We start from the raw sequence: 14,385 nt of genomic DNA, 5'->3' as shown, positions 1-14,385 counted from the left end.
GGGCGCAGGGCGGGATGCGATGCAAGGCGCTCCGAGCGCCGTGTGGCGAGCCACACAAGCGAGGAGCAACGCCGCAGCGCGCCCGCCCTGCGCCCCCAAAATGGGAAATTGTTTTGCGCCATGTCCTCAGGCGCCGGCGACCTTGAGCAGCGTGTCGAACACCGTCTGTGCGACCTGCAGCATCTTTGCCGCGGCCTGATAGCTTTGCTGAAACTGGATCAGGCGAGCGGCCTCTTCGTCGAGGTTCACGCCGGTCTTCTCGCTGACTGCCGCTTGCGCGTCGCTCGCGACCGCAGCCGACATGTCGGCCGAAATCTGCGAGCTCTGCACGCGCACGCCGATGTCGGTCATCGCGTTGGCGTAGGCATCGGTCACCGTCACGCCGCCACTGGTGCCGATCACGCCGACCATCTTCACGTCGCGCAAGTCTGTCAATGCACGCGCATTGCCGTTGTCGGTGGCCGGGTAGGCCGTCTTCTGCACGACCACGGTGTCGCCCGTCTTTGGCACGCCGTTCAGGTTGAGTTCGAAACCATTGAGGTTGATGCTTTGGCCTGCCGTCCACACGGCCGATCCACTGCTCGCAACAATGCCGGTGGTCGCGTCGCGCAATTCCCAGTCGTAGTTGCCAGTGCCCGAAGTGAAGCTCAGGGTCGCAGTGAGGTTGGGGTTGATGGTGTTGCTTACCGCCTTCACGCTTGCAACCGAGGCAGTGCCAGTGTTGGTCGCACCGACCGCCGCCGTCACGGGCGATGCAGCCGCGATGCCTTTCGGATCGTCCAGCACGCGGCGCATGTTGAGCGCGGCGCCCGCCACCGGTTGAAGCTGGAATCGGTCGTTCACCGCGGGCAGCGGCACGACAACATTGAGCTGGAAGCCGTCGACCGTGCCACCGGATGCAATCGAGACCTGCGTTCCGTCCGATTGACGCGTGACGAGATAGTTGCCCGCCGTCGCCGGATCGGCCTGCACTTGGTAGTTGCTGGCACGAAGCTGCGTCGCATCAATGACGGTGAAGCTGACGCTCGGCACGCGTGTGCCCGAAGCGTTAACGTAGGACGCGACGGGGTTGCCGGCCACGTCCTTTGCATTGCTGCTCGCGGGCAGCACGATGGTGGCGCCGGTCGAGAAGATCGCCGCACCGGCTGTTGCCGGCGTGCCGAGGTCCAGGCCCAGTGCCTGCTGATCGTTGACCTTGCCTGCCAGCGCCGCGGCCATCTGGCCGAGCTGGTTGCGTGCCGCCACGAGGTCGGTGTCTTGAAATTTGAGCAGGCCTGCGATCGAGCCGCCGGTGATCAGATTGCTCGGAATGAAATGCGTGCCGCTCGCATCGCTCAGACCCACGCGAATCTGCGAAGGGTTGAACTCGTCGGTCATCGGCGCGAGCTGCGAGGCCTGGCCGCCCAGCACGAGGCTCTGGCCGCCGCCGATGAAGATGCTCATCGTGCCATCGCTCGCTGGAATCGTGGAGACCTGCAGGTACTGCCCGATCTGGCCGATCAGGTTGTCGCGCTGGTCCAGCAAGTCGTTGGGCTGGTGCCCTGAACCTTGCGCGAGTGAAATCTGTCCGTTGATGTCGGCCACTCGCAGTGCGAGCGTATTCACCTGTTTGATCGCAGCGCCGATCTCCGAGGTGACGTTGGCCTGGAGCGAATCCATCTGCTCGCCCGCGGCGCGAAAGCGCGAAGCCACGTCTTGTGCCTGGCCGAGCACGACCTGCCGAGCGGCAAGATCCTGCGGATGATTCGCCACATCGACAAAGGAATTAAGGAACTGCCCAGCGGCATAGCCCACACCCGATTCGCCGGTCGGGAACACGGTTTCCAATTGCTTGAGCTGGTCAGCGCGAGTTGAATCAGCGGCGGCCATCGATTGCGCATTGACGGCTTCACGCGTCAGGAACTCGTCGTGCGCACGCGACACCGTCGTCACGTCCACGCCCTTGCCGAAGAAGCCCGCGCCACTGAACTGCCCGCCAGCTGTTTCGAGCTCGACCGTTTGCTTCGAGTAGCCCTTGGTGTTGGCGTTGGAGATGTTGTTGCCGGTGGCCTGCAGCGCCGCATAGTTGGCAAACAACGCCCGCGTGCCCAGACCCATCAATGCGGAACCGCTCATCGCGAGTGCCCTTTCATGCAACGCTGCGTTGCAGACGCAGTGTCGTGTTGATCACACGCGTGAGCTTGTCGGCGTACGCGGGGTCGGTGGCATAGCCCGCTCGTTGCAGGCCCTGCGCAAAACCCTGCGCACTGCCGGCGCTCGCAAGCACCTGCTGGTAGCGCGGGCTGTCTTTCATCATCTTGGCGTAGTCGCTGAAGGACTCGGCGTACGAGTCGTAGGCGCGGAATCTGGCCGTCACCTTGTGCGGTGCGCCGTTAACGTACTCTGTGGTGGTCACTTCGGCGACCTTGCCCTTCCAGCTTGCACCCGCCTTGATGCCAAAGAGATTGAACGAAGATGATCCGTCAGCGTTCTTGATTTCGTGCTTTCCCCAACCGGTCTCGTGCGCGGCCTGCGACACCATGAAGGTGGCAGGGATGCCGGTTTGCGCTTCGGCTGCGCGTGCCGCGTCAGTGTGCAGGGCAATGAAGTCACTCTGGCGTTGCGAAGTCTTCTGCGAAGGCGCATTGGTGCGAACCGGCGCATTGGCCGCACCGGCTGGTGCAATCGCCGCGTTGTTGCCGACACCCATCTGCCGTTCGAGCTGCCTCGCAATCACGTCGCTCAGGCCGCCGGGCAGGCCGGTCATCTTGGTGGCGAACTGCGTGTCGAGCATCTCGGTGCCCATTTGCGATCCGGCGTTGTCGAGCATCCCCGAGGACATGGCTTGCTGCGCCTGTCGCATGCTCTTCATCAGTTCCTGCATGAAGAGGGCTTCGAACTGCTTGGCCGTTTCCTTGATGGCCGCCTTCGGATCGGTGGCTGCGCGCGCACGCAGCGAGTCGACGCTGTGCGTGTCAGTCGCGAGCCTGGATGTCGAAGGTAGATTCACTTCAGATCACCTCGAGCTCGGCGTTCAAGGCGCCAGCCGACTTCATCGCTTGCAAGATCGCGAGCAAGTCCTGAGGCGTCGCCCCGAGCGAATTCAATGCCTTCACCACATCCGCGAGCTTGGTGCCCGCCGGCATTTGAATGATCGATCCCGCCTGCTGCGTGATCGAGATGTCGGATTTCTCGGTGACCACGGTTTGCCCGCCCGTGGACAGCGCATTCGGCTGGCTCACTTGCGGAGTGCTGCTGATGGTGACCGACAAGCTGCCGTGCGCGACTGCGCATTGCGCAAGCGTGACGGCCTGATTCATCACGACCGAACCTGTGCGTGCGTTGATCACCACGCGAGCTGCCGGCGATGCAATCGCGATGTCGAGGTTCTCGATGTCCGCCATGAATGACACTCGCGAGACGCCTGCATCAGGCATGCGCACGCGGACAACGCGACCATCGACTGCCCACGCGGTGTTTTCGCCCATGCGCGCATTGATCGCACGAACGACTTCGCGCGCCGTGTTGAAGTCATGCGAGTTCAGGTCGAGCTGCAGCGTATCCCCTTGATTGAGCGGCGTCGGCACCGCGCGCTCCACTGTCGCGCCTTCCGGCACGCGGCCTGCACTCAGGTGATTGATCTGAACCTTCGATCCACCCGCCGAGGCACCCGCCCCCCCAACGATGAGGTTGCCTTGCGCCAAGGCATACACCTGCCCGTCGGCGCCCTTCAAGGGCGTGGCGATCAGCGTGCCGCCACGCAGGCTTTTCGCATTGCCCAAGGACGACACGTTGATGTCGATGGTCTGCCCGGGTTGGGCAAACGGCGGCAACTGCGCAGTGACCATCACGGCCGCCACGTTCTTCAACTGCATGTTGGTGCCCGGAGGAACGGTCACGCCCATCTGCTGGAGCATGGCGTTCAAACTCTGGGTGGTGAACGGTGCCGACGTGGTCTGGTCGCCGGTGCCGTCCAGGCCCACCACGAGGCCGTAGCCCACGAGCGGGTTGCTGCGCACGCCTTGCACGGTCGCAACCTCCTTGAGTCGCGCGGCGCTGGCATCTTGCGGACACCACATGGTGGCGGTTGCCAGCAGCCATGCGAGCGCGATCAGCGTGTGCAGGAGTTTGTCTGTTTTTTCCATGTCGGAAACACGTTTGGATGCATCCGATTCTGGGCAAACTTAAATGGGAAGAACATTCAAAAAGAAGCGCCCCAACCACCCTATTCCATTGGCCTCAGCCTGGGCGCCGCGGCCACGATGCTCGATGCGGACGTTGGCAATCTGCACAGAGGCGACGGAGTTGCCTGGCTGGATGGCGCGCGGGTCCACTTGACCCGAAAAGCGCAGCACGTCGACGTTGTGGTTCACGCCAATCTGCTTTTCACCCGCGATCAGCAGATGGCCGTTGGGCAATACACCCGTGACGATGGCGGTGATGGTGCCCGAGAAGTCGTTGGTGTTCTCGGTACTGCCCTTGCCTTCGAAGGTGTTGCTCGAAGTGGCGGCCGCGGTGGCACGTCCGAAGGAGTTGGGCGAGATGCCCGGCAGCGCCGTCACGCCGGCGGCGAGTTTGCCGCTCTTGTCGATGGAGCTCGTGCTTTTCTGGCTCGCGCTCACTTTCTCGACGATCTGCACCGTGATCGAGTCGCCGACGAGGCGCGCACGGTGGTCTTCGAAGAGCGGGCGGTACTGCGCAGCCTGGAAGATCGCGCCGTTGTTCACGACTGGTGCGGCCACAGGCTGCGGCAGCACGTAGGTCGGCTCGGCAACGTCGACGGGAGGCCGCGGGTTGAGCGTGGAACAGCCGGCGAGGATCGTGGCAGCACCGAGGGCCACCATTGTCTTCATGCTTTTCATCACAACTGCCCGAGCTTCTGAAGCATCTGGTCGGAGGTCTGGATCGCCTTCGAATTCAGTTCGTAGGCGCGTTGCGTCTGGATCATTGCGACGAGTTCTTCGACGACATTGACATTCGACGTCTCGACAAAACCCTGGCGCAGACTGCCCAGGCCGTTGCTTCCCGGCGCACCGCTGTTGGCGGTGCCCGATGCGGCCGTCTCGCCGAAGATGTTCTGGCCCTTGGGGTCGAGTCCGGCCGGGTTCACGAAGCTCGCGATCTGGATCTGGCCCACTGATTGGGCCGTCGCCTGCCCGGGCAAAGTCACGCTGACCGTGCCATCCGAGCCGATCGTGACGCTTTGCGCAGTCGATGGGATGGTGATGCCCGGCTGCACCGCATAGCCGTTGTTCGTGACGAGCTGACCAGTGGCACTGACCTGGAATGAACCGTCACGCGTGTAGCCCGTCGTGCCGTCGGGCATCTGCACTTCGAAGAAACCGTTGCCAAGCACCGCCACGTCGAGGTTGTTGCCACTGGCCTGCAGGTTGCCCTGGCTGAAGCTGCGCGAAGTGGCCACCGCACGGGTGCCGAGACCGACCTGCAGGCCCGTGGGCAGCGTCGTCTGCTCGGTGCTGTTCGCACCCGCTTGCCGCAGGTTTTGATACATCAGATCCTCGAAGACCGCGTGCGCCTTCTTATAGCCGTTGGTCGAGACGTTGGCGAGGTTGTTGGAGATGGTGTCAAGCTGGGTCTGCTGGGCCTCCATGCCTGTCTTGGAAATCCACAGGGAACGCATCATGGTGTTTGGTCCTTCGCTACTTTTTCATTTCAACTCATCGACAACAACTGTGCCGCGGACTTTTCATTGCCTTCCGCGGTCTGGAGCATCTTCATCTGCGCTTCGAACTGACGGGCCGCGGTGATCATCGCGACCATCGTTTCAACCGAACTCACGTTTGAACCTTCGAGCGCGCCATCTTGTACGCGCGCATTCGGGTCCGCACTCAAGTCACCATCTGCACCGCGAAATAAGCCGTCAGTGCCACGGGTCAGCGGCACTTCGGGTGTGACGAGCTTGAGCTTGCCCACCGGCGTCGCCTTGCCACCAGGCGCCTTCGCGCTCACGGTGCCATCATCGCCAATGTTCACTTCGCTGTTGGGGGGCAGCTGGATCGGCCCGCCATCGCCCAGCACCGTGAGGCCTGCGCTCGTGGTGAGCGTGCCGTCGGACGACACGTCGAGCGAGCCGGCCTTGGTGTATGCCTCGGTCCCGTCCAAGCCCTGCACGGCAAGCCAGGCATTGCCCTTCATCGCGATGTCAAGGTTGCGGCCGGTGGCCGTGACCGTGCCGCCGCTTGCGTCATAGCCGGGCGTACTTTCCAGCGCGAAGACCCGCGTGCTGGCACCGCTGCCCAGCACCGGCACTGCACGAAACGCCTGCAACTCGGCACGGAAACCGACGGTGGAGACGTTCGCGAGGTTGTTCGCGAGAGTGTCCTGGCGCTGCATGGTCGCCTTCGCGCCGGACATCGAGGTGTAGATGAGACGGTCCATGATTGCTTTCTTGCAAGTGGGCGAAGCGAAGGTCCGTGCATCCTGTCGAAAGAGCCCACGGGTTGCGCGTATCGCGTGGCTCCTTCGACACTCTCAGCTGCATGCACGGGCGCCCTTCGCTATGCCAACCCTGCAAATTCATCAGCGCAAGTTCACAAGGGTCTGCAGAACCTGGTCTTGTGTCTTGATGGTCTGCGCGTTCGCCTGATAGATCCGCTGCGCGGTGATCATGCTCACCAACTCAGCGGTCATGTCGACGTTCGATTCTTCAAGCGCCCCCGACTGCAGCACGCCCAGCGTGCCGTCACCCGGAACACCAACGATGGGGTCGCCCGTCGCAAACGAGCGCGCCCACGAGTTGCCGCCCAGCGGCTGCAAGCCTTGAGGATTTCGGAAGGTCGCGATTTCGACCTGCCCGGCGGGTTTGGACTGGCCGTTCGAATAACGCGCCGTGACGATGCCATTCGATTCGAACTGGAGGCCGACCAACTGGCCCGCGGCGTATCCGTTCTGCGACATGTCAGTCACGCCGAAGGGCGAGCCGTATTGCGTCGCACCCGCCAGGTTCAGCGCCACGCCGTTGATCGGCAACGTGCTCGCACCCACAGCATTGGTCGATGCTGGAATGTTCAGCGCGACCGGCCCCACCGGCGACGTCGGCGTGCCTCCATTGGAGGGAAACACAATCTGCGTCGAAGCCGCCGGGTTGCCACTGGCGTCGGTGGCGAGCGGCGTGCCGTTGGCCGTGACGTAGACGTTCCATGTATCTGTAGACGCCTTCTGAAAGTAATAGGTGAGCGCCACGTCCTGGCCCTTGGCGTCGTAGACCGTGAGCGAGGTCGCGTTGTTGTAGGTCGTCGGATCGGTGAAGTCGACGGCCGGCCCTGCGGCGGGCAGCGTGGCCGCCGAGCGAGCGTCAAGGTTCATCTCCACCTTGATCTTCGCGGTGGCCTGTGGCGTGATGCCGGCGGTGGGCATCTGCAGCGCCTTGGCCTGGCCTGGCAGGATGGTGCCCGCCCCGTCGGCCGCGTAGCCCATCAACTGGTTGCCCTGCCCATTCACGACATAGCCGTTGCGGTCAACCTTGAACTCACCGTTGCGCGTGTACATCGTCGGGTTCTTGCCGTCGGTCACCTGGAAGAAGCCCGCCCCGTTGATGGCGAGGTCCATCGGGTTTTGCGACGAAGCGATGTTGCCCTGCGTGAACTGCTGCGACACCGCCTGCAGGCTCACGCCGATGCCGATGGTGTTGGAGCCAGCGCCGTTCATGGCGCTCGCATACATGTCGGCGAACTCGGCACGCGACGCCTTCGCGCCGTAGGTGCTGGCGTTGGCGATGTTGTTGCCGATCACCTCCAGGTTCTTGCTGGTGGCGTTGAGACCGGATAGACCTTGTTGGAAGCCCATGGTTGTCCTTTGATACTGCTACGGCGGGGAGGTGATCAGTTGAATTCCTTGATGTCGGCGTAAGGCACGTAGCCCGAACGCGCGAGATCAAGCGTCAGCTTGTCGCCGGCGGTGCTGACCGCCAGGACCTTGTCGCGCATGAGCGCGGTCGAAGAAAGCGTGGCCGCGCCATTGGTGGCGGTCACTCGGAACGTGAGGTTGGTGTCGGTGCCGAACTTGGTCGAATCCCACTCGAAACTGTGACGGCCGGTGCTGGATGCGCCGAGCTGCATCGTGTCGACCACGTGCCCGGCGGCATTGAGCACTTCGACCTTCACCGCATCGGCGGGCGATGTGAGCTCGAATCCGCCCACGCCGGTGGTTCCGCTGGCGCCGGTCCCGTCGCTGAAGTCCATCTTGTTGCCCGCGACGATGACGTCATGTCCGACCAGCGATGCGCCTTGCAGCGCCTGCATCTGCGTGAAACTGCTCTGCAGGCCTTGCACCGTGGTGTTCAGCTTCTCGATGCCGTTGACGGTATTGATCTGCGCCATCTGGCTCGTGACCTGCGCGTTGTCGAGCGGGTTGAGCGGGTCCTGGTTCTGCATCTGCGCGACGAGCAGCTTCAGAAAGCGGTCGGCGCTGGACGGGTCGCTGGCGCTCGTGACAGCCGAGGTGGCCGGCGTGGTCGCCGCGTTGGTGGTGACGTTTCCAACGGCCATGATCAATTACCCATCTGCAGGGTTTTGAGAAGCAGCGTCTTGGCGGTGTTCATTACCTCGACGTTGTTCTGGTACGAACGCGAGGCAGAGATCATGTTGACCATCTCCTCCACCGGGTTCACGTTGCTGTAGGTCACGTAGCCTTCGGCGTCGGCGCTCGGATGCTTGGGGTCGTGCACCTTGCGGCCGGGCGCCTGGTCTTCGGTGACGGTGCTGACCTTCACGCCTGCCGTTCCGACGGCGCCCATCAACTGCGTCTGAAAGGTGACTTGCCGCGCCTTGTAGGCTTGGCCGTCGGGGCCCGCGACCGTATCGGCATTGGCAAGATTGGACGCGACGACGTTCAGCCGCTGGCTCTGCGCGCTGACTGCGCTTCCGGCCACATTGAAGATGTTCAACATCGACATGAGATGACTCCTTACTGCCCGCGAATCGCATCGAGCATGCTGCGCACGTCGGCGTTGATGAAACGCAGCGTGGCTTCGTATTTCACGGAGTTGTCGACGAAGTTCGCACGTTCGCGATCCATGTCGACGGTGTTGCGATCGAGATTGGTCTGGCTCGGAGTCGCATAAAGAAGATTGGCTTCGCCGCGGGCGCCGGGCGTGCCGCCGATGTGGCCGGCCTGGCTCGTGGCAAGCATCTGCGCCGGCTGCATGCCCCCGGTCGCTTCTTTCAGGGCCTGCGCGAAGTTCATGTCGCGCGCCACGTAGCCCGGCGTGTCGGCGTTCGCGATGTTGCTTGCAATGAGACGCTGACGCTCGGAGCGCAGGCTCAAGGCCTGGCCGTGGAAGTCGAGGTTGTCGGTGAGTCGGTTGATCATGATGCCTGCGCAGGGCGTACCTGCGAATTGATGAAAGGCATTGTGTTTGCCGACTTCCAAAACATAAGCGGGAATAGGCGCACGTTTGGCCGCCATTTCGCCGCTACGGTCTTGCCCTTGCCCTTCTAGAGTGGCGATATGGAAATCTTGGGCAAGCTCCCTCTTCGTTTGTTGCACGTCGTGCTGTGCGCCCTGTTTGCACTCGCCCATCCATACTCGTCAGCCGATCCCGGGGCCCAGGTGCAGCCCGGGGACAGCCTCCCAAGCACGACACTCGAACAACAAGTCAAAGACTTGGCACTCGCCGGCACCCAGCATGCCGCCCCCGGTGTCCGCTTCGATGTCCAGGTCGGCCAACTCGACCCCCGCTTGCACCTCGCCCCGTGCCAGAAAGTCGAACCTTACCTGCCCTCGGGCGCGCGCCTCTGGGGCAAGACTCGCATCGGCCTGCGCTGCGTTCAAGGCCCATCACCCTGGAATGTCTACCTTCCGGTCACCGTCAAGGTCTACGCCAAGGCGCTGGTTGCCACAGCCCCCTTGGCCATGGGCGCCATCGTCACTGCCGACGACGTGACTCAAGCCGAGGTTGATCTGGCCGAAGATGCATCGGTGGCTGTGACGGATACCCACCTCGTCGTCGGCCGCACTCTCGCCCGGGCGATCAACCCCGGCCAAAGCGTGCGACAAGCACATCTCAAGGTCCGCCAGTGGTTCGCGGCAGGCGAGACGGTCAAGGTGATGGCGGTGGGGTCTGGGTTCAGCGTGGCAGGGGAAGGTCAAGCCCTGACACCCGGCATGGAAGGCCAGCCCGCGAGGGTGAAAACCGAAAGCGGGCGCGTGCTCACCGGAATGCCGACCGGCGACCACCGTGTGGAATTGGCGCTGTAAAAAGGACTGCAGGGAAAGAGCGTGAGCGGCGGGCGGGAATCCATGTCCCATCGAAAAAAAGGCCTAAAGTCTGCTAAACCCCGGTCGATACACCGTACATGTTGAATGGACCGGATTCAAGACCGGTTCTTTGGAGAACACCATGAAGATCGGCAGTCCGGCAGACAAACCCCCTGTGGCCCCAGCGGCGACAGCTCGCGCCACCTCGGGCGACGCCACCACCAAGACCAACGCCACGCAAGCCCCGGCCGAAGCCAGCGCGCAAGTCGACATTTCGACCGCCGCGGCCTCCCTGATGCAAGGTGTGGGCGGATCGAACGCCGAGTTCGACGCAGAGAAAGTGGCTCGCATCTCACAAGCCATCGCCGACGGCTCGTTCAAGGTCGACCATGCGGCGATTGCTGACAAGCTCATCGCCAACGCTGCGGAACTGCTGACCAAGACATCGCACTGAACCATCGCATCAGGCCATTGCAGGAGCTGCCTCGCACAAAAGAGGCGCCCTTTCGCCGAAGCAAATCAACGACCCGGCTGTTCACATGATCCGACTGCTCCCGCACTCAAAGCAACTCGACCCCGCGCTGGAAGACACGGTATCCGCGGTCGAGTCGCGCCTGGCGGCATTGGGCGAAGCGCTCTGCGAGCGCGACAGCGCGGCCATCGACAGTCACGCCACCGAACTCCACCGTGCGCTTGCGCGTGCAGTCGATCACTTCACCCACGCCGCCCGCCACGGCGATGTGCCCCAGTTGCTGCGCCGCCGGCTTGCAAGCGCGAGTGGACAAGTCGCTGCCCAGCGCGAGTCGCTGGCCCGCGCTACTGCGGCGCTCGATCGTGCGATTGAAGTACTGATGCCTCGGGACACGCCGGGGCTTTATTCATCCATGGGCGGGAATGACCGCGGTGGAGTGCGCGGCGGGTCGATTCAGGCTTGACGGCCCCCACTCTCGGGACTTGAGAGCGCCCCCTTTCGAGAGTATTGGCGCGGCACGCAAGATGTCGGGCGTGCCTGAGAGGCTGCCTCTGAGTCACGGATTGCTTCCGGGACCGCTCAACCGCCCTTGTTGCGCATCCAATCGGCGGTATTGAAAAAAGATGCCGCCAGCCTGTCCGCCAATGCCGGATCCAGCCCCGTCTCGCTCATCGCCTCTCTCATGCAGTCCATCCATTGATCGCGCTCGGCGATGCCGATGGAATACGGCAGATGTCGCGCCCGCAGCCGCGGATGCCCGAAGCGTTCGACATAGTGTTGCGGCCCACCCAGCCATCCGCACAGAAACCAGAACAGCTTGTCGCGCGAGCCTTCGAGATGCGGCGGGTGCAAGGCGCGGATGTCCTTGTAGTCGGGCTTCAAATCCATGAGGTCGTAGAAGCACTGCACCAGCGCGAGCACCACGGGTTCGCCCCCGATCGCTTCGAAGGGACTCGGCCCGGAAGGCGCGTCGTCGTCGTCCGGCGCATTCACCCTGCGAGTTTCTCCGCCACGCCCATCACGCCCTTGGCCGCAGGGCAGCCGGGAATGGCTTCAAGCAGCAGCAACCGGCGTTGCACGGCTTCTCGCACGGCTGAATCGGTCGGCACCTCGCCGAGCAGTTCAAGCTTCAAAGGTGTGTCCGTTCCATTGCTCACAAAGCGGTCGACCACCTGCTGCAACTGCCCGCGGATGACGCGACCTTCGCCCAAGCGGCTGACCTGGTTCACGACGAGCTTGATGATCTTTCGATGCTGCTGGGTCGCGAGCACCTTGATGGTGGCGTAGGCGTCGGTGAGCGATGTGGGTTCGGGCGTGGCCACGACCATCACCTCGTCGGCGAGCGACACGGCATACAAGACCACGTCGGAAATACCGGCGCCGGTGTCGAGCAGGATGCGGTCGAAGCGCGGCGCCACCTTCTGGATGACGCTCAGCAACTGGTCGCGCACTTCAGGCGTCAAGCGCGAATACTCGACGAGGCCCGAGCCCGCAAGCAGCACCGAAAAACCGCCCGGCGCCGGAAGAATCGCTTCCGACAGTTCCGCCTTGCCGGTAAATACATCGTGCAAGGTGATCTTTGGATAGAGGTTCAACACCACGTCGAGGTTGGCGAGGCCGAGGTCGGCGTCGAGCACCAGCACGTTCTCACCAAGTCGCGTCAGCGCCGCCGCGAGGTTGGCCGCCATGAATGTCTTGCCCACCCCGCCCTTGCCGCTCGTCACGGCAGTGATGCGCGCGGTCATGGCAGTCGCTCCGCGAGTGCCACGTCATCAAGCAGCCACCGCAGGTTAGCAAGGTCGCCGAAGGCGCTCCGGGGGTGGCACATCCTGCTCATTCGAGATCCTGAAACTGTGATTGCCCGAATAGCATCCCTTTTTCTTCTGCGCTCACCTGCGACATGATGGGCTGCTCGAGACAAGCCTTGTTGCGGCCTTCGGCCTTGGCGCGGTAGAGCTGCTGATCTGCGCGCTCGATCCAAAGGGTGGCGGACGATCGCACCCACTGGGGCGCGAAAGCGCCGCCGATGCTGATCGTGACCGACACATCAACGCCCGGGGCCACGCTGATGGCGCGCCGCTGCACCTTGAGGCGGATGCGCTCAGCCACAGTGTGGCCGAAGGCCGGCGGGCAGTTGGGCAGGATGATGGCGAACTCTTCACCGCCGAAACGCGACACCGTGTCCATCGGCCGCACACAGTCTTGCAGCGCATGCCCCACGGCCTTGATGACTTCGTCGCCCGCGGCATGGCCGTGCGTGTCGTTGACCTTTTTGAAGTGGTCGATGTCGACCATCAACACCAGTGCCGGTTCACCGGCACGCGCCACGCGGTCGATCTCGCGCGAGATGGCGAGCTCGAACTGGCGGCGGTTGGACAGGCCCGTGAGCGCGTCGCGGCTGGAAAGATCGCACAAGCCGTCGATGACCGCCTGGAGCCAGGACAGAGAACCAGTCGGGATGTCAGCGGGCAGAGTCTGCCCCGCCTGCGCCAGGAGTTGCAATGCCGCCGACAGCCGAAGCGTCGGCGCAGGCTTGTGACTCCCGAGACGGGCAGACAGGTTCATAGGCAAAGGTCCACGAAGCCAGTCTACCTAGAGCCCTGCATACGGTCTATTGGGAACTATGCTGTGTTTCGCGCTCATCTCGATCGCTCTGCGCAGCTCAAGCACAGGACACTGAGGCCGATATTCCACTGTCGGCCCGACGTGCGATGGAGCACGTACGGCCCTGGTTCAACCGGAGCATTCATGAGCGCTGTTCTCTCCTCCGTCCCTGCCGCGGCCCCCCGGGTCGAAAGCGCCAACGGGGCAGCCGAACAGGAATTCAGTTTCGGCGGCGCCGATTTCGAACGGGTGCGTCAACTGATCTACCAGCGTGCGGGCATCAGCCTGCACGCCGGCAAGCAGGCCATGGTCTACAGCCGCCTGTCACGCCGGCTTCGCGATACCGGATACAAGTCGTTTTCCAGCTATCTGCAGTGGCTGGAGCATCCCAACGGCGCGGCGGGCGAAGAGGAATGGCAGGAATTCGTCAACTGCCTCACGACCAACCTCACGTCGTTCTTCCGTGAAGAACACCATTTCATCGAGTTGGCGCGGGACCTGAAGGTCCGCACCGCGCGGCCACTGCGAATCTGGTGCAACGCAGCGTCGACTGGCGAAGAGCCATATTCGATCGCAATCACGGTGACCGAAAGCCTGGGCGCCCAGGCGGCGACCATCTTCGCGAGCGACATCGACACCAAGGTCTTGGCGACAGCCTCGCGCGGCGTGTATGCGGCCGACTCGCGAGGGCTGTCCGCCGAGCGTCTGAAAAATCACTTCCTGCGCGGCACGGGCGCGAACGCAGGCTTTATCCGGGTCAGGCCCGAACTGGCCAAGATGATCGAGTTCAAGTCGCACAACCTGATGGATGCGCACTGGTCGCTGGGTGACCCCTTCGATATCGTGTTCTGCCGCAACGTGATGATCTACTTCGACGGGCCGACGCAACGGCGTGTTCTCGAGCGCATCCACCGCGTCATGAAGCCGGGCAGTCTCTTGTATGTCGGGCATTCCGAGAACTTCTCCGAGGCGAGGGATTTGTTCCACCTGCGCGGAAAAACGATCTACCAGCGCGTCTAGTACGCGTTTCACCAAGACGTTGACAAATTAAATCGATGGCTTCGTTCGTCAGGCCAGGCTCAAGCCGGCGCCCCCGCTGCTGATAAGAAAGA

17 protein-coding genes are annotated in these 14,385 nt (G+C 63.1%); 4 read left to right on the top strand and 13 right to left on the bottom strand.

Annotated features, from left to right (window positions below; all coding sequences use genetic code 11):
• Positions 1–126: 126 nt before the first annotated feature.
• The 10 genes from flgK to flgB all read right to left on the bottom strand — a co-directional run bounded on the left by flgK (position 127) and on the right by flgB (position 9,309).
• Complete coding sequence (flgK, locus tag AC30NL_RS15525) at positions 127–2,115, bottom strand: flagellar hook-associated protein FlgK (RefSeq protein WP_489464899.1); 1,989 nt, start codon at positions 2,113–2,115, stop codon at positions 127–129.
• A 13-nt stretch (positions 2,116–2,128) separates the two neighbouring features.
• Positions 2,129–2,989, bottom strand: coding sequence for a flagellar assembly peptidoglycan hydrolase FlgJ (flgJ, locus tag AC30NL_RS15520; RefSeq protein WP_489464898.1), 861 nt, complete (start codon positions 2,987–2,989; stop codon positions 2,129–2,131).
• A 1-nt stretch (position 2,990) separates the two neighbouring features.
• Positions 2,991–4,124 carry a flagellar basal body P-ring protein FlgI gene (locus AC30NL_RS15515; protein WP_489464897.1) on the bottom strand — a complete coding sequence of 378 codons (1,134 nt, stop codon included), beginning with the start codon at positions 4,122–4,124 and terminating at the stop codon, positions 2,991–2,993.
• Between the two features lie 39 nt (positions 4,125–4,163).
• Positions 4,164–4,841, bottom strand: a complete 678-nt coding sequence (locus tag AC30NL_RS15510) for a flagellar basal body L-ring protein FlgH (protein WP_489464896.1) — start codon at positions 4,839–4,841, stop codon at positions 4,164–4,166.
• On the bottom strand, positions 4,841–5,623 hold the full coding sequence (gene flgG / locus AC30NL_RS15505) for a flagellar basal-body rod protein FlgG (protein WP_489464895.1): 783 nt from the start codon (positions 5,621–5,623) through the stop codon (positions 4,841–4,843). Before flgG ends, AC30NL_RS15510 begins: the two co-directional genes overlap by 1 nt.
• Positions 5,624–5,652: 29 nt before the next feature.
• Complete coding sequence (gene flgF / locus AC30NL_RS15500; protein WP_489464894.1) at positions 5,653–6,378, bottom strand: flagellar basal-body rod protein FlgF; 726 nt, start codon at positions 6,376–6,378, stop codon at positions 5,653–5,655.
• A gap of 141 nt (positions 6,379–6,519) precedes the next feature.
• Positions 6,520–7,785 carry a flagellar hook protein FlgE gene (gene flgE / locus AC30NL_RS15495; protein WP_489464893.1) on the bottom strand — a complete coding sequence of 422 codons (1,266 nt, stop codon included), beginning with the start codon at positions 7,783–7,785 and terminating at the stop codon, positions 6,520–6,522.
• Between the two features lie 35 nt (positions 7,786–7,820).
• On the bottom strand, positions 7,821–8,486 hold the full coding sequence (locus tag AC30NL_RS15490; RefSeq protein ID WP_489464892.1) for a flagellar hook assembly protein FlgD: 666 nt from the start codon (positions 8,484–8,486) through the stop codon (positions 7,821–7,823).
• Between the two features lie 2 nt (positions 8,487–8,488).
• On the bottom strand, positions 8,489–8,893 hold the full coding sequence (flgC, locus tag AC30NL_RS15485; RefSeq protein ID WP_489464891.1) for a flagellar basal body rod protein FlgC: 405 nt from the start codon (positions 8,891–8,893) through the stop codon (positions 8,489–8,491).
• 11 nt (positions 8,894–8,904) lie between these two features.
• On the bottom strand, positions 8,905–9,309 hold the full coding sequence (gene flgB / locus AC30NL_RS15480) for a flagellar basal body rod protein FlgB (protein WP_489464890.1): 405 nt from the start codon (positions 9,307–9,309) through the stop codon (positions 8,905–8,907).
• Between the two features lie 138 nt (positions 9,310–9,447).
• On the opposite strand from flgB, the gene flgA reads away from it, so the two are divergent.
• The 3 genes from flgA (at position 9,448) to AC30NL_RS15465 (ending at position 11,132) form a co-directional block, all read left to right on the top strand.
• Positions 9,448–10,197 carry a flagellar basal body P-ring formation chaperone FlgA gene (flgA, locus tag AC30NL_RS15475; RefSeq protein ID WP_489464889.1) on the top strand — a complete coding sequence of 250 codons (750 nt, stop codon included), beginning with the start codon at positions 9,448–9,450 and terminating at the stop codon, positions 10,195–10,197.
• Positions 10,198–10,339: 142 nt separating this feature from the next.
• Positions 10,340–10,651, top strand: coding sequence for a flagellar biosynthesis anti-sigma factor FlgM (gene flgM, locus AC30NL_RS15470; protein ID WP_489464888.1), 312 nt, complete (start codon positions 10,340–10,342; stop codon positions 10,649–10,651).
• 85 nt (positions 10,652–10,736) lie between these two features.
• A complete protein-coding gene (locus tag AC30NL_RS15465) occupies positions 10,737–11,132 on the top strand; it encodes a hypothetical protein (RefSeq protein ID WP_489464887.1) in 396 nt (131 codons plus the stop codon).
• A gap of 116 nt (positions 11,133–11,248) precedes the next feature.
• Here AC30NL_RS15465 and AC30NL_RS15460 read toward each other — a convergent pair whose 3' ends face one another.
• The 3 genes from AC30NL_RS15460 to AC30NL_RS15450 form a co-directional block, all read right to left on the bottom strand.
• Positions 11,249–11,662 (bottom strand): group II truncated hemoglobin, encoded by a 414-nt coding sequence (locus AC30NL_RS15460; RefSeq protein WP_489464886.1) that lies wholly within the window; start codon positions 11,660–11,662, stop codon positions 11,249–11,251.
• Positions 11,659–12,414: a MinD/ParA family protein gene (locus AC30NL_RS15455; protein ID WP_489464885.1), complete on the bottom strand. Its 756-nt coding sequence runs from the start codon at positions 12,412–12,414 to the stop codon at positions 11,659–11,661. Before AC30NL_RS15455 ends, AC30NL_RS15460 begins: the two co-directional genes overlap by 4 nt.
• An 88-nt stretch (positions 12,415–12,502) precedes the next feature.
• A complete protein-coding gene (locus AC30NL_RS15450; RefSeq protein ID WP_489464884.1) occupies positions 12,503–13,234 on the bottom strand; it encodes a GGDEF domain-containing protein in 732 nt (243 codons plus the stop codon).
• Between the two features lie 183 nt (positions 13,235–13,417).
• Here AC30NL_RS15450 and AC30NL_RS15445 point away from each other — a divergent pair, with 183 nt between their 5' ends.
• A complete protein-coding gene (locus tag AC30NL_RS15445) occupies positions 13,418–14,293 on the top strand; it encodes a CheR family methyltransferase (RefSeq protein ID WP_489464883.1) in 876 nt (291 codons plus the stop codon).
• The last annotated feature ends 92 nt before the right edge of the window (positions 14,294–14,385 follow it).

The organism is Rhizobacter sp. (genome assembly GCA_021153565.1).
GTDB lineage: Bacteria > Pseudomonadota > Gammaproteobacteria > Burkholderiales > Burkholderiaceae_C > Albitalea.
This window is presented reverse-complemented; position numbering and strand designations above follow the sequence as displayed.

Bases quoted from the DNA above. Each gene is read 5' to 3' on its own strand.
- flgK (WP_489464899.1), bottom strand. From the start codon at position 2,115: ATGAGCGGTTCCGCATTGATGGGTCTGGGCACGCGGGCGTTGTTTGCC.
- AC30NL_RS15515 (WP_489464897.1), bottom strand. From the start codon at position 4,124: ATGGAAAAAACAGACAAACTCCTGCACACGCTGATCGCGCTCGCATGG.
- AC30NL_RS15510 (WP_489464896.1), bottom strand. From the start codon at position 4,841: ATGAAAAGCATGAAGACAATGGTGGCCCTCGGTGCTGCCACGATCCTC.
- flgG (WP_489464895.1), bottom strand. From the start codon at position 5,623: ATGATGCGTTCCCTGTGGATTTCCAAGACAGGCATGGAGGCCCAGCAG.
- flgF (WP_489464894.1), bottom strand. From the start codon at position 6,378: ATGGACCGTCTCATCTACACCTCGATGTCCGGCGCGAAGGCGACCATG.
- flgE (WP_489464893.1), bottom strand. From the start codon at position 7,785: ATGGGCTTCCAACAAGGTCTATCCGGTCTCAACGCCACCAGCAAGAAC.
- AC30NL_RS15490 (WP_489464892.1), bottom strand. From the start codon at position 8,486: ATGGCCGTTGGAAACGTCACCACCAACGCGGCGACCACGCCGGCCACC.
- flgC (WP_489464891.1), bottom strand. From the start codon at position 8,893: ATGTCGATGTTGAACATCTTCAATGTGGCCGGAAGCGCAGTCAGCGCG.
- flgB (WP_489464890.1), bottom strand. From the start codon at position 9,309: ATGATCAACCGACTCACCGACAACCTCGACTTCCACGGCCAGGCCTTG.
- flgA (WP_489464889.1), top strand. From the start codon at position 9,448: ATGGAAATCTTGGGCAAGCTCCCTCTTCGTTTGTTGCACGTCGTGCTG.
- flgM (WP_489464888.1), top strand. From the start codon at position 10,340: ATGAAGATCGGCAGTCCGGCAGACAAACCCCCTGTGGCCCCAGCGGCG.
- AC30NL_RS15465 (WP_489464887.1), top strand. From the start codon at position 10,737: ATGATCCGACTGCTCCCGCACTCAAAGCAACTCGACCCCGCGCTGGAA.
- AC30NL_RS15455 (WP_489464885.1), bottom strand. From the start codon at position 12,414: ATGACCGCGCGCATCACTGCCGTGACGAGCGGCAAGGGCGGGGTGGGC.
- AC30NL_RS15450 (WP_489464884.1), bottom strand. From the start codon at position 13,234: ATGAACCTGTCTGCCCGTCTCGGGAGTCACAAGCCTGCGCCGACGCTT.
- AC30NL_RS15445 (WP_489464883.1), top strand. From the start codon at position 13,418: ATGAGCGCTGTTCTCTCCTCCGTCCCTGCCGCGGCCCCCCGGGTCGAA.